The 12,298-nt window shown below is 54.1% G+C and carries 14 protein-coding genes and 1 pseudogene; 8 read left to right on the top strand and 7 right to left on the bottom strand.

The genetic code is table 11. The features are described from left to right. Window positions 1-529 (bottom strand): annotated as a pseudogene (locus POG22_RS23030) (hypothetical protein); the annotation flags it as partial. Window positions 530-1,125: 596 nt separating this feature from the next. On the opposite strand from POG22_RS23030, the gene pstS reads away from it, so the two are divergent. The 4 genes from pstS to pstB all read left to right on the top strand — a co-directional run bounded on the left by pstS (window position 1,126) and on the right by pstB (window position 5,053). Further along, entirely contained in the window at window positions 1,126-2,175 is a 1,050-nt protein-coding gene (pstS, locus tag POG22_RS23025; protein WP_498907267.1) for a phosphate ABC transporter substrate-binding protein PstS, read from the top strand. Window positions 2,176-2,270: 95 nt separating this feature from the next. Continuing rightward, window positions 2,271-3,254: a phosphate ABC transporter permease subunit PstC gene (gene pstC / locus POG22_RS23020; protein ID WP_498907266.1), complete on the top strand. Its 984-nt coding sequence runs from the start codon at window positions 2,271-2,273 to the stop codon at window positions 3,252-3,254. 11 nt (window positions 3,255-3,265) lie between these two features. Continuing rightward, entirely contained in the window at window positions 3,266-4,177 is a 912-nt protein-coding gene (gene pstA, locus POG22_RS23015) for a phosphate ABC transporter permease PstA (RefSeq protein ID WP_063716946.1), read from the top strand. Window positions 4,178-4,201: 24 nt separating this feature from the next. Continuing rightward, window positions 4,202-5,053, top strand: coding sequence for a phosphate ABC transporter ATP-binding protein PstB (pstB, locus tag POG22_RS23010; RefSeq protein WP_498907265.1), 852 nt, complete (start codon window positions 4,202-4,204; stop codon window positions 5,051-5,053). A gap of 98 nt (window positions 5,054-5,151) precedes the next feature. On the opposite strand, the gene POG22_RS23005 is transcribed toward pstB, so the two are convergent. Both POG22_RS23005 and POG22_RS23000 read right to left on the bottom strand, forming a co-directional pair. Next, entirely contained in the window at window positions 5,152-5,949 is a 798-nt protein-coding gene (locus POG22_RS23005; RefSeq protein ID WP_498907264.1) for a DUF2135 domain-containing protein, read from the bottom strand. 25 nt (window positions 5,950-5,974) lie between these two features. Further along, window positions 5,975-6,634, bottom strand: coding sequence for an NAD(P)H-binding protein (locus POG22_RS23000; protein WP_063716944.1), 660 nt, complete (start codon window positions 6,632-6,634; stop codon window positions 5,975-5,977). A gap of 419 nt (window positions 6,635-7,053) precedes the next feature. Here POG22_RS23000 and POG22_RS22995 point away from each other — a divergent pair, with 419 nt between their 5' ends. Further along, the gene (locus tag POG22_RS22995) at window positions 7,054-7,770 is read left to right on the top strand and encodes a DUF1997 domain-containing protein (protein WP_051044250.1); all 717 of its coding nucleotides are present in this window, start codon (window positions 7,054-7,056) and stop codon (window positions 7,768-7,770) included. A 240-nt stretch (window positions 7,771-8,010) separates the two neighbouring features. Here the strand turns inward: POG22_RS22995 and POG22_RS22990 are convergent, their stop codons facing one another. Next, complete coding sequence (locus tag POG22_RS22990) at window positions 8,011-8,481, bottom strand: DUF4079 domain-containing protein (RefSeq protein WP_498907263.1); 471 nt, start codon at window positions 8,479-8,481, stop codon at window positions 8,011-8,013. Window positions 8,482-8,645: 164 nt separating this feature from the next. Next, window positions 8,646-8,900, bottom strand: a complete 255-nt coding sequence (gene yidD / locus POG22_RS22985; protein ID WP_017663686.1) for a membrane protein insertion efficiency factor YidD — start codon at window positions 8,898-8,900, stop codon at window positions 8,646-8,648. 80 nt (window positions 8,901-8,980) lie between these two features. On the opposite strand from yidD, the gene POG22_RS22980 reads away from it, so the two are divergent. The 3 genes from POG22_RS22980 to POG22_RS22970 all read left to right on the top strand — a co-directional run bounded on the left by POG22_RS22980 (window position 8,981) and on the right by POG22_RS22970 (window position 11,122). Further along, window positions 8,981-9,679, top strand: a complete 699-nt coding sequence (locus POG22_RS22980) for a diacylglycerol/polyprenol kinase family protein (RefSeq protein WP_017663685.1) — start codon at window positions 8,981-8,983, stop codon at window positions 9,677-9,679. Between the two features lie 126 nt (window positions 9,680-9,805). Beyond that, window positions 9,806-10,414, top strand: a complete 609-nt coding sequence (locus POG22_RS22975) for an esterase/lipase family protein (protein ID WP_063716941.1) — start codon at window positions 9,806-9,808, stop codon at window positions 10,412-10,414. Window positions 10,415-10,507: 93 nt separating this feature from the next. After that, a complete protein-coding gene (locus POG22_RS22970; protein WP_063716940.1) occupies window positions 10,508-11,122 on the top strand; it encodes a pyroglutamyl-peptidase I family protein in 615 nt (204 codons plus the stop codon). On the opposite strand, the gene POG22_RS22965 is transcribed toward POG22_RS22970, so the two are convergent. Together POG22_RS22965 and POG22_RS22960 are read right to left on the bottom strand one after the other, a co-directional pair. Further along, on the bottom strand, window positions 11,060-11,941 hold the full coding sequence (locus POG22_RS22965; protein ID WP_063716939.1) for an ABC transporter permease: 882 nt from the start codon (window positions 11,939-11,941) through the stop codon (window positions 11,060-11,062). The two genes, POG22_RS22970 and POG22_RS22965, sit on opposite strands and share 63 nt — an antisense overlap. A 188-nt stretch (window positions 11,942-12,129) precedes the next feature. Then, window positions 12,130-12,298: IS200/IS605 family transposase (locus tag POG22_RS22960; protein WP_498907268.1), on the bottom strand; the 169-nt coding region annotated here is incomplete at its 5' end.

Here is a 12,298-nt window from a genome sequence, read left to right as displayed (position 1 = left end):
GATTTGGCGTCTCCTCAGATGTCGAAGTCGGGTTGGGGGTTGGCATGGTGGTCGGAGCCGCCGTTGGGGTGGGCGTGGGGGAGGGTTGCAAGCTCGGTAGCGTGTCTGCGGTGGTGGGTTCGGGATCGGGTGGCGGTGCGATCGCGGGGGATTCGGTGGGGGGAGATTCGGGGGGTGGAGTTTCCGGCTGCGTGGTTTGCAGTTGCGTAATGCGGACGGCTTCTTCTTCGAGGCTCTCTTCTGTGTCTTCAACGGTTGGGGTTTCAGTGGCGCGATCGCTCGGCGAGGGTAACGTTAACAGCCAATAGTGGCAGGCGACGGCGACAACGAGCAATGGTCGAAAGAGCGCCCAGCGCACGGGCTTCGGAACGCTGAGAAGGGCTTGTTTGAGGGGTTTTGGGGTCTGAATCCTCGAGAGTTTACGAACGGGAGTCCAGCAAACGCTCGCGACCCGATGCCAGTCGATGAGGGGGGTTTCGTCGGGTCGAGACTCCCGCTCGGATTCCCGTTCGGACAGTTTCCAGTTCATAGGAGAGGGGGTGAGGTTTTCGATGTCTCTCGAAAGGCGATCGCGCGATTTAATTCTAGGAGTTGAATTTCTAAAGAGTCAGGTACAGAAACCAAGGGCGATCTGAGGGTTGTAAAAGCCGTCGATCGCAATTTATAACATTGAGCTACAGGTTAATTTACAAATTCTTTAGAGAATTGACAAGAACGAAAAAAAATGATGGTTCCCAAAACACTGAAATTGTCGAGAACTCAGAATTTTACTGAAAATCGAGTTTTCAAAACAGTAAAATAATGGCTCTTCCGAACTTACTATGCAAGAAATCGCTGAAACCCTTACAGTATAAGAGTTTTTGCTAAACCGTATAAAAAGGCAGCTCAAATCGAGAAATCCCTTACCAGATAAAGGCTACAAGCATTTACCCTACACACCAAGGTCAGAAGAGCCAAAATAATCGTACGCAAAAAAAACGTACGCAAAATTACTTAACCCAAATCAAACCTTTGGTTAAACTAATATTAATATTAGGCTTACACTCCGTTAAATCCTGTCCTTTATTGTGAACCACATTCAGCCCCAACTCGCTCGAATCTCCAGAATGTGAGGACAGAAATAACATGATTTTTTCTACCGCAGTTTGGCGTCGCGTCGTTACCGTTTCAGCCGCGACGCTTGCCATGTCCGTCGGGTCGATCGCTCAAGCCGTAACCCTCAACGGAGCGGGGGCATCTTTCCCCAAACCTCTCTACGATCGCTATTTTTCCGAAATCCAAACCCAAACGGGCCTTCAAGTCAACTACGAAGCGATCGGTAGCGGCGGCGGAATCCGCCAGTTTATCGCAGGAACCACCGACTTTGGCGGCACCGACGCACCACCGAGCGAGGAAGAAATCGCTCAAATGGAAGACGGCTTAATCTTAATTCCGACCGCTGGCGGTGCTGTAGCCGTGGTTTACAACCTTCCCGGCATCGAGAACTTGAACCTATCGCGGGACGTATTGCCCAAAATCTTCTCTGGGGAAATTTCCCGTTGGAACGACCCCGCGTTAGCCGCAGCAAATCCCGGCGTCAGCCTCCCCGACAAACCGATTCGGGTTAGCGTTCGCGCCGACGGTAGCGGCACCACCTTTATCTTTACCCGCCACCTGGCCGCGTTGAGCGGTGACTTCGTCGCGACGAAGAGTCCCGACGAGTGGCCTTCGGCAGCGAACGTCCAAGGGGGTCGCGGTAACTCCGGCGTCGCCGCACTCGTCCAACAAAACGAAGGTGCGGTCGGTTACGTTCAAGCCAGCTACGCCGCTGAAAACAATATGCAGTACGCTCTCCTCGAAAACGCCTCCGGTGAGTTCGTCGCGCCGATTCCCGTGGCCAACGCCGATCGCGCGTTAGAAAACATGGAATTTTCCACGGCGAACAATCGCTTCATTCCTCAAGGCTTAGAAGATCCCAGCGAAGGCTACCCCATCGTCGGTGTGACTTGGTTGATGCTCAAGGAAAACTACGAGGACGCCGAAAAAGCCGCAGCCATCCAAACCATCGTCCAGTGGATTTTAAACGACGGCCAAGACATCAACGGCGAACTGCAATACACCCGCATTCCCGGTTCGGTCGCGCAAGCCGCGATCTCTGCTGTAACCAACGGCATTAACGCGACGGCGAGCCGCTAAATCGCGGTCGTTCCCCTCGATGGAATTTGAGATTTCATGGGGCTTTCGGGGACATCTCTCCAACGAGGTGTCCCTCAACCGTTTCAATCAAGAAGATGATACCGAGTCGATCGCCTACCTCCGAAACCCTCTCTCGTCCCCTCGATCTCACTCAACCTGACGGCAAAACCCGTTGGCTCGAAACGGCCTTCGTCCTTCTCGCCTGGGGTTGCGCTCTCCTGAGCGCCGGAACGCTCTTTTGGATCGCTCGCGTCGTTTACCAAGACGCACGACCGGCGATCGCAGAATTCGGACTGGAATTTTTATGGGGCCGGGAGTGGAGTTCGACGCGGGAAGTATTCGGGGCGCTGCCCTTCGTGTACGGAACCCTCGTCACCTCTGCGATCGCGCTGTTGCTGGCGGTTCCTTTCGGTTTGGCCGTGGCGATCGTGACCAGCGAAACCATTCTGCCTCAATGGGTGCGATCGCCCGTAGCCTTTCTCATCGAACTGATCGCCGCCATTCCCAGCGTCATCATCGGACTGTGGGGCATTTTCGTCCTCGTCCCCTTTCTGATGCCGCTACAGCGGTGGTTGCACGCAACCCTGGGTTGGATTCCCCTATTTGGGAGCGAACCCTTCGGACCGGGACTGTTGGCGGCGGGAGTGTTATTAGCCATCATGATTTTGCCGACGATCGCGGCAATTTCGAGAGATGTTCTGTTGGCGATTCCCCCAGAATTGCGAAGCGCCTCGCGATCGCTCGGGGCGACACGCTGGGAAACGATCGTCCGAACGTTACTCCCTGCCGGGAGTGCGGGCATCATCGGCGCGATCGTCCTGGCGTTGGGTCGTGCCTTGGGGGAAACGATGGCCGTGACGATGGTGATTGGAAACGCCGTCCGCATCAGTCCGTCGCTGCTCGATTCGGGATACACGATCCCTGCAATTTTAGCCAACCAGTTCGCCGAGGCACTCAAACCGATTCACATCGGCGCGTTGATGTATTTAGCGTTGATTTTGTTTGGCTTAACGCTCGTCGTCAACGTCATCGCCGTGGTGTTGGTGCAGTGGGTCAGTCGCCGGGCGATCGTTCGATAACTGTTGAAACGATGACTCATTTCGACCGTACAGACCTGGAATTATCCGACCGGGAACTCCCCGATCTCGACTTACAACAGCCGCTATCGCTACCGCGTCGGTTGTTTGAATACGGAACGACCGCGATCGCTCTGGGATTAACCGTCGTCGCACTACTGCCCTTGTTCGCCATATTTTGGCAGATCGTCAGTCAGGGATTGCAGCATTTAAGCCTAGAGGTGTTGGTTTCGCTTCCGGCGCCGGTGGGGATGGAAGACCAGCCGAACGGCTTCGCCAACGCCATTCTCGGCACGATGATGATGGTGGGTGTCGGGGCTTCTGTTAGCGTGCCGTTTGGGGTGATGACGGGAATTTTTCTCTCGGAATTTGCCGGAGGAACGGCGATCGCCAACGGGATTCGTTTTGCGGTCAAAATTCTCAGCAGCGTCCCTTCGATCGTGGTGGGGGTGTTCGCCTACGCCACCATCGTTTTAGCGACGAAACAGTTTTCTGCCCTAGCCGGTGGGTTTGCGTTAGGGGTCATTATGCTACCCATCGTGACGCTCACCACCGAGGAAGCCCTCAAACTCGTTCCCGATACCTACCGTCTCGCGTCGGCGGGATTGGGAGAAGGGCGCTTTAGTACCACTTTTCGCGCGGTGATTCCCAACGCACTGCCCGCGATCGTCACGGGGGTTCTTCTGGCCGTTTCCCGAGCGGCTGGAGAAACAGCCCCACTGATTTTTACTGCGTTGTCGAGTCAAAACTGGCCGCAAGGGCTGTTGAGTCCCACGCCTTCGTTGTCAGTGTTGATTTTCAACTACGCCGATTCACCCTATCGCGAGCAGAACGCTCTGGCTTGGACGGCGGCGTTCGTATTGTTGGCGATCGTGTTGCTCGTGAACACCATTTCGCGACAAGTTACGCGCAAGCATTTGAAGTAATACGTCTGAATTCACACGCTGACGATGGCATCTGAAGAACGAACTCCCTACGATCGCACCCTAGAACCGGAAATACGCGACGTTTCGATAGAATTGTCCGAGCCGCCTCCCTCGACGGCGATCGAAGTGCAGAACTTACACTTTCATTACGGTCGCCGAAAAGTCCTCGAAGACATTTCGATCGACATTTACCAACACCACATCACGGCAGTTATCGGCTCCTCGGGATGTGGGAAATCGACCTTTCTCAAAGCCCTCAACCGCATCGGCGAAATTGAAGGGAACGTCAACGTTGCGGGGTCGGTGCGCTTTTTCGGACAAGATATCTACGATCGCCGCGTCAACGTCAACCGACTGCGCCGCCATATTGGGATGGTGTTTCAACGTCCGAATCCCTTCCCCATTAGTATTTACGACAACGTCGCTTACGGCGTGCGGCGGTTGGGCCGGTCGCGAGTTCACCTCGACGAAATCGTCGAGTCTGCCCTGCGTCGAGCGGTGTTGTGGGACGAAGTCAAAGAAGATTTGAAAAAATCGGCGTTGGGGCTGTCGGGAGGACAACAGCAGCGACTCTGTATCGCTCGAGCGTTAGCGATCGAGCCGGAAGTGCTGTTAATGGACGAACCCTGTTCGGCTCTCGATCCGATTTCAACGATGAAAATCGAGGAGTTGCTGCGACAGTTGCGATCGCGATATACCATCGTCATCGTGACTCACAATATGCAGCAAGCGTCTCGAGTCTCGGACTACACTGCATTTTTCAACACGGACGAAAGCCGCATCGGACGACTGGTCGAATTCGGGCCGACCGTGCAGATCTTTACCTGCGCGGCGAACTCCAGCACCCGCGATTACGTGGAAGGGCGATTTGGCTGACGCCTTGACCCCAATCGTAGCGTGGGCAACGCCCACCGCGCCCCTACATTTAGTGTGATTAGCCTTTAATAGCAGTTGTCCTACAGTGCCAACCCGATCTATGGCAGCGAAAACGGGAACGTAATTGTGGGTTCGGCATCGCTCACCGTTCCCGTTTCCGTGCGCGTTTCCCCCTGAGTCAAAATCGTCAGCTCAAACGAAATCGGTTCCGAAGACGCCGCGCAGCGGATAAACAGTGTCACCGACACCACATATTCCCCCTCTGGAGCGCCCCCAGTCGGCCAAAAGACGTTTTCGACCGGGTTCGAGGTGGAATCCATACATCCGGCGTTCGAGTCTACGTCGAGCTGTCCCCCCGAAGCTACCGAGGGATTGGCAAAAAATGCCGTGTTCCCCTCGGGATCGGTGACGGCGAGATCGAGATCGTCGGTGGTGTCCCAGCGTAACGTGACCTGTACGTCTCCGGTACCGAGAACCGGCTCCTCGCCCGGCGGCGGTTCGGCGGGGATGGTGTTGAAACCGAGGAGGTCGCGCGTGTTGGGATAGTATCGCGCCCAACGGGTGACGTCTGGGTCTTGTCGCCAGCGATCGCGGCGCACGTCGATCGAGAGCAGGGGCGCGACGAGACCGTTATTTTCCCCCATGACGACGACCGATACGTCACTGACAACGATGTCAGTGTCGAACAGTCGTTGAACCTCCCGTTGAGCGAGGTCTTCAGCCCGTTGTAACATTTGAACGTAAGACTCTCCCGGCTCCCGTTGGAGTGGAAGGTCGAGGCGTTCGGTAATGGCGAGGATACGAGGTGGGTCGATCGCCGTCGAGATCGTCGAGTTGACGGTTCCGGCCGCGATGAGGGTCGCGAGACTCCACGGTACGAATCGATTGACCAACACGGTTGTTTCTCCCTGATTTGAGACGTCAGCCAACGCCTGCGAACAGTTGTGCGATTTCAGTTTTCGGGGCGTCGGCCTTGGCGACGATCTCGACAATTTTATTGCGAGCGTCGGGACAAAACACTGCTTCGACACAGACGCGAGCGACTTTCGAGCGAGGAATGCTCCCATCGAACAGACTGTCGGCCGATCGCATGACGATCGGGGCGGAACTGTCTTCGTTTTTCAATCCCCCCGGACGCACGATCGTATACGTCAAACCGCTTTTTTGCAGGTATTCTTCGGCTTGTTTTTTCCAGTACAACACCAGCCAGAACAGGTTGAGGGGATGGAAAAACTGGGACACGCACAGGGAACTGACGAGAACGAACTGTTGAATGCCTTGGTCTCGGGACGCATCGACGAGGTGTTTCGTTCCTTCGTTATCGACTTTGTAGGGACTGGTAGGATCGAGACTCGGTTTGGCACCGGTGGCACAGAAAACTACCGTGCTGTCGCCGATAGCGTCGGGGAGGGTGTCGGGTTGGAGAACGTCTCCCGTGACGAGTTCGGCTTGGGGAGGGAGAAGGTCTCGAGCGCGTTCGAGGTTGCGGACGAGGGCGCGAACGGGAACGTCTCGCTGGACGAGTTCGGCTACGATGCGGCGTCCGGTTTCTCCGGTGGCTCCTGCGACAAATGCTTTCATGGGTTCGTCGGGCGAAATGACCTCACGTCGTCATTTTACTGCGATTTTCGTCACTTGTTGCTCGGACCGACCGGGGCGATCTCGGGTGCGATCGCGTTGCTAAAATTGCGGAACCGGCGAGTTGAAGTTCTTCATCGAGTCTTTAAAAAACTCGAGATTGCTGTAGTTTTCTTTACAGAAATTCGCGCGATCGCTCGGTTGACAACTTGACGGTTTTATTGTGGATTTACGAGTTCGATAAACTGCTGTGAAACCAGTATCGCGAGTGCGGTGCAGGTACGGAGGCTCGGCAACTCCATTTGCTAAAATTTCCGAGAATACACTCATTGCATCGCTCGATCGAGCGAGTAACCTAGAAATAGGAGGGACTTATTCTAAAGTCTAGGTACGCCAACTCAGCACGCAAGGAAGCATCGACTATGCAGTCGTCTATTAACGAGCAGCAATTTGGCAGTCTTACTGCTACCGCCCTCGATGTCGGGGATGCAGCTACAGTTTCACTCGAGAGCGATCGCCTGTTCTGGTTCCGCAGCCAGTTTACTGGGGTTATGGAAATGTACGCCGACGCCGACACCGTCGCCAATTATTTAGACGCTCACCAGGGTTGGTTTCGTCGCTGTGCTGCACCGATGCAAGTCAACGCGCTCGGACGCAACGGTTACGCGCTCACCATCGGACGCTTTGGTGCTTTAGGCTATCACGTCGAACCGAAGATCGGCTTGGAACTCGTTCCCCAACACGATCGCATTTACGACATCGAAACCATCCCCATTCCCGATTACACGGCGCCCGGTTACGAAGTCGAATTTAAAGCTCGTCAAATCCTCTCGAGCGTTCCCCGCGATCCCCAAAACCCCCACGATCGCGAGATTACCCGTGTTGAGTGGCAACTCGACCTCGCTGTAGGGGTTGGCTTTCCGAAATTTATCTTGGCGTTGTCTCCAGCTTTAATCCAAAAAACCGGCGATCGCTTAATCGCTGAAATCGTCAAACAAGTATCCCGTCGTCTGACCCATAAAGTTCAAGAGGACTTTCACGCTACACTCGGTCAAGACGCCCTCAAAACCTATCGAAAACTCCGCAAAGTTCGCACGAGCTTTTACTGTACGCCTGTTGTAGAAGCCGCCGCCAGTTAGCTCGATCGGAATTGAGTTTGATTTGGGTTGACCGTAAAAAGCCCGACTTTTCTAACAAAGTCGGGCTTTCTTGTTTCGTTCCAAATTGCGATCGTAACGGTTCGATCTGACGACTTACAATCGTTCTCAACTTATCCCAATTGTCAGTTCTAATCCTAATTTACAGTAAAGTATCGCTGGGGCTGTTTCGTCCCGATCGCTCTCTTTACCCTTATTAGATGTTGCGTTCGACTTCGTGCGCTAAAAGTTGTCGAGAATGCGTTTGACAATGTCCATTCCCGTGACAGCTTGCCACGCAAACAAGCCAACCAGGAGAGTATTCGCGGCAATGTGCGTATATCGCGCCCAGTCTTTGCCTTTTTGCATGACGGGTGCGAGAGAAGCAGAAACAGCAATTAATCCAGTCATTCCTAACCCGACGATCAGGTGAGGGCCGACGAACAATTTGCCGTTGTTAATGTATGTCACTGACATACCACCGATGGTTCCGAGTACCATCCCAGCTAACAGCAACGAGCCGATTTGAAAGTGTTTGGTGCGAAATTGCCCTTGTACCAATTCTTTCTTTTCTTCACCCGTTGCCGACCGGGTTTTGCGAACTTTCATCCCCGTGTAGCCCGCATAAAGTGCTAGACCGAGCAGTACCCACATCAATAGCGGATGCCCGAAATTCAACCAGGGCTTAATCGACTCGGGAATTAGCGAATCCATAGACGTTCTCCTCTGTGCGGTTCGTCATAAAACTTAGCACAGTTACAAGTTGTAACGGAACGTCTCACGTTGACAAACCTGACAAGGAAACGTTTTTTCCGAGATGGGTTCGGTTCTGGGAGAGAGAGAGGGAGAGAAGAGCGGAGGCTGAAACCCAGACTCGCTTAATGCTGACAGGATTCGTCGCCGTCGAGGGGGGGGACGGGATCGTAGCCGCCGGGGTGGAAGGGATGACAGCGTAACACGCGACGCACTGCCAGCCAACCACCACGCCACGCCCCAAACCGTTCGATCGCCTCGATCGCGTATTGAGAACAGGTGGGACGAAACCGACACGACGGCATCGTCCACGGGGAGATTAACAGGCGATAGGCTCGAATTAGAGCCAGAAACAACGCTTTGAAGACTTGATTAATCATTGAGATCGAGTTGGGGGGCGACTCGCGATCGTCTACATTAACAATATTGACACGGCGCGATCGCAAAATTGATAGCAGTAATGGCAGCAGATATCGGCTTTTCCGAACTCAGCATTCCCCTTTGGCTCTCAGGAGGACTCGTCTTAGGCTGGTTGGGGCTAGTTCTCACCGTCGCCGAAAGCCTCTACCAGTTCAAACACACCACCTCGGAAGTCACCCGAAAAATCGTTCACATCGGGACGGGAAACGTGATTTTACTGGCCTGGATTTTCGGAATTCCCGCGTGGGTGGGGGTTGGAGCTGCTATCGTTGCCGGAGCGATCGCCCTACTCTCTTACTGGCTGCCGATTTTTCCGGGGATTAACAGCGTCGGACGCCACAGCTTGGGTACCTTTTTCTACGCCGTCAGTATCGGCGTTCTCATCGGCTGGTTTTGGGAAATCCAACAACCCTATTACGCGGCGTTGGGCATTCTCGTCATGGCGTGGGGAGACGGACTCGCTGCCCTCGTGGGTCAAAATTTCGGCAAGCATCCCTATCGCATCTTCGGGATGAAAAAAAGCATCGAAGGAACGTTGACGATGTTCGGTGTAAGCTATCTCGTCAGTACGCTCGTGTTGTCCGCCTCTGATGGTGCGATCGGACATATTTTATGGATATCGGTGATTGTGGCTGCGATCGCCACGGGATTAGAATCCTTCTCAAACTGGGGTTTCGATAACTTCAGCGTTCCCGTCGGCACCGCCGCCGCCGCATTTTTTCTACTGCAAGCCGTCTGATACTCCATCCTTTTCCGATAAGCTGGGTTTCAAAAAGTCTTCACCACATCCCCTCCTCTCCCCTTCTCCCCCTCTCCCCCTCTACCCTTCTCCCCCTCTTCCCTGCTCTTTCTCGCCGAAACATCAATGAAACGAGTGGTTTTAGTTCACGGCATTTTCCGACAGTCGCGGGTTTTCCGCAAACTGGCGTCTCGGTTGAAAAAACTGGGATATCACGTTACAGCTCCCGATTTGTACCATCAGTTTGGGGCGTTGAGTTTAACGGAAGTCGCCGAACAACTTCAAACCCACATCGAAACCCACTTTGACGACGGCGAACCCTTCGATTTGGTGGGGTTGAGTATGGGAGGGATCGTCAGTCGGTACTACTTGCAACGATTGGGAGGACTCGATCGCCTACGGCGGTTCGTCGCGATCGCCTCGCCTCATTTCGGCACTTGGACGGCTTACGGCTTTCCAAGAACCACAGCCTTAGATATGCGTCCGGGGAGTCCGTTGTTAGAAGATTTGAATCGAGATGTGGAATTGCTCGATCGCGCCACAACCGTCTCGATATGGACGCCTTGGGATTTCATCATCGTTCCGGCGAGAAGTTGCTGTTTACCCGTGGGGAAAACGGTACGCGTCAACGTCTTCCCTCATGGGATGATGGCGTGGCACGAGCGCAGCGTGGAGGCCATCGTCGGGGTGCTGTCAGAAGGCGAAGTCGAACCCGCAAAATTCACCGAATCCTAACATTTTTGCAGCCTCGATCGCGGAAGTAAATTGAAAAATCGGTGAAAATACTAAGGATCGACGATCGTTTTGCCAGTGGTGCGAACGTTGGCTATGGATTATGATTTTGCCTTCACCTCCTTCGATACTTGGTTGCCTCAGCAGACCACCAACTCCAGCGACGAACTGTTGGCGGCGTTACATCAGCTCGATCGCCTGCCGCCGTCGTCCTTGTTGGTGCGTCGTTTGCGCGTCGATACCCAAATTGCCTCGGCGATCGTCCTCGATCGCTTGCATCGGTTTCGCCCTCGCTGGATAGTCTGTTGTGGCATGGCGGAATCGCGATCGACCCTCACGGTAGAAGTGCAAGCCAAGCAGGAGTCGTCGATTTGTCAAACTGCGGTAGACGTACCGTCGTTGGTGTCGGGACTCTCGATAACGGACGTGAGTTACGATGCCGGAGATTTCGTCTGTAACGACCTCTACTATCGCCTTTTATCGGAAATTCGATCGCACCACCTCCCGACGGTGGGACTGTTCGTCCACGTTCCCCCCTTAACTGCGGAAAATCACCATCTCATCGAAACGGAGTTTCTCGAAATTTGCCACCGACTCAAACAACTCAAACCCAGTTTCGCCAAGATTGCGAACCCCGACACCGCTCGACTAACGGTTTTGTCGAAGCTTGGGGTTGACGAATTCGTTGAGACCTTCCCCCAACATCGATAAACCCACCACCATCAGCGTCATCGTCATACCGGGGAAAAACGCCGTCCACCAAATCCCCGTCGGTAAGGCTTCGAGAGCTTGTCGCAAATCGTTTCCCCATTCAGGCGTAGTTTCGGGAAGTCCCAACCCCAAAAATCCCAAACTTCCCAAAATCAAAATGGCGTCGGCGGCGTTGAGGGTAAACAACACGGGAACGCTTTGGATGGCGTTGGCGAAGAGATAGCGAGATAAAACGTGCCAAGTCGAGGCTCCCATGGCTTGAGCGGCTTCAACGTAGAGTTCGGTTTTGATGCTGACGGTGTGGTTGCGGACAATGCGGTAATACTGGGGAATGTAGGCGATACTGAGAGCGATCGCCGCGTTGACGAGACCGCGTCCGACGACAAACGCCAGGGTAATCGACAGCAGCAGCCCCGGAAGCGTATAAATGGCGTCCATTAAAAATAACAGCAGGCGATCGAGGGTTCCGCCTAAATAGCCACTTGCTAACCCCAAGGGAACGCCGATGAGAAGACTCATCAACGTGGCGAGAACCACCACTTTCAACGCCGCCTGACTGCCGAACAGGGTACGGGAAAAGACATCGTAGCCTTGTCGCGTCGTTCCGAACCAATGTTCGGCGGAAGGGGGATGATGGATGGGATTGCTTAACAGTTCAGTCGGACTTTGAATCCATCCCCACGCCTGAAACAGTGGAGCCAAACCAGCGATGAGGATAAAAACGGCGGTAATGCCGACCCCCACCCACATCAGACGGATCGAGAGATTGGCAGGGGAGTGGTTGAGCAATTTCGGCGATCGCAGTTTGTTTGAAGTCATGGCGAAGGAATTGATAATTGATAACGGTAGGGTGCTGTGACGCGGGTAGAAAATGGTGTCGAAGTCAGGTCAATGGGATGTTACCGCGTCACGCACCGCCCCCAACCGGGATAGGGGTAGCAAGGGAGTGGGGGAGAAGGTAAGAAATTCTCAATTATCGAAAATTTTGGGTCTAAAACCCCGTCCTTCTAGGACGGCTTTTCTTGGTTCTCGATGTATTGCCTGAGAATCTCAAGAGGTGCGCCGCCTAGGGACGACGCGAAATAACTCGGACTCCACAAGGCATCTTTTTGGTAGGGCTTGGGCAACCCAGCTTGTCCGTATCGGCGACTCGATACCCCTTTAAGGGCGTTGACG

It is taken from the genome of Geitlerinema sp. CS-897 (assembly GCF_028368005.1).
Classification (GTDB): Bacteria; Cyanobacteriota; Cyanobacteriia; order Cyanobacteriales; family Geitlerinemataceae; genus Baaleninema; species Baaleninema simplex.
The sequence above is the reverse complement of the archived record's forward strand: the minus strand, read 5'-3'. Positions and strand labels throughout refer to the sequence as shown.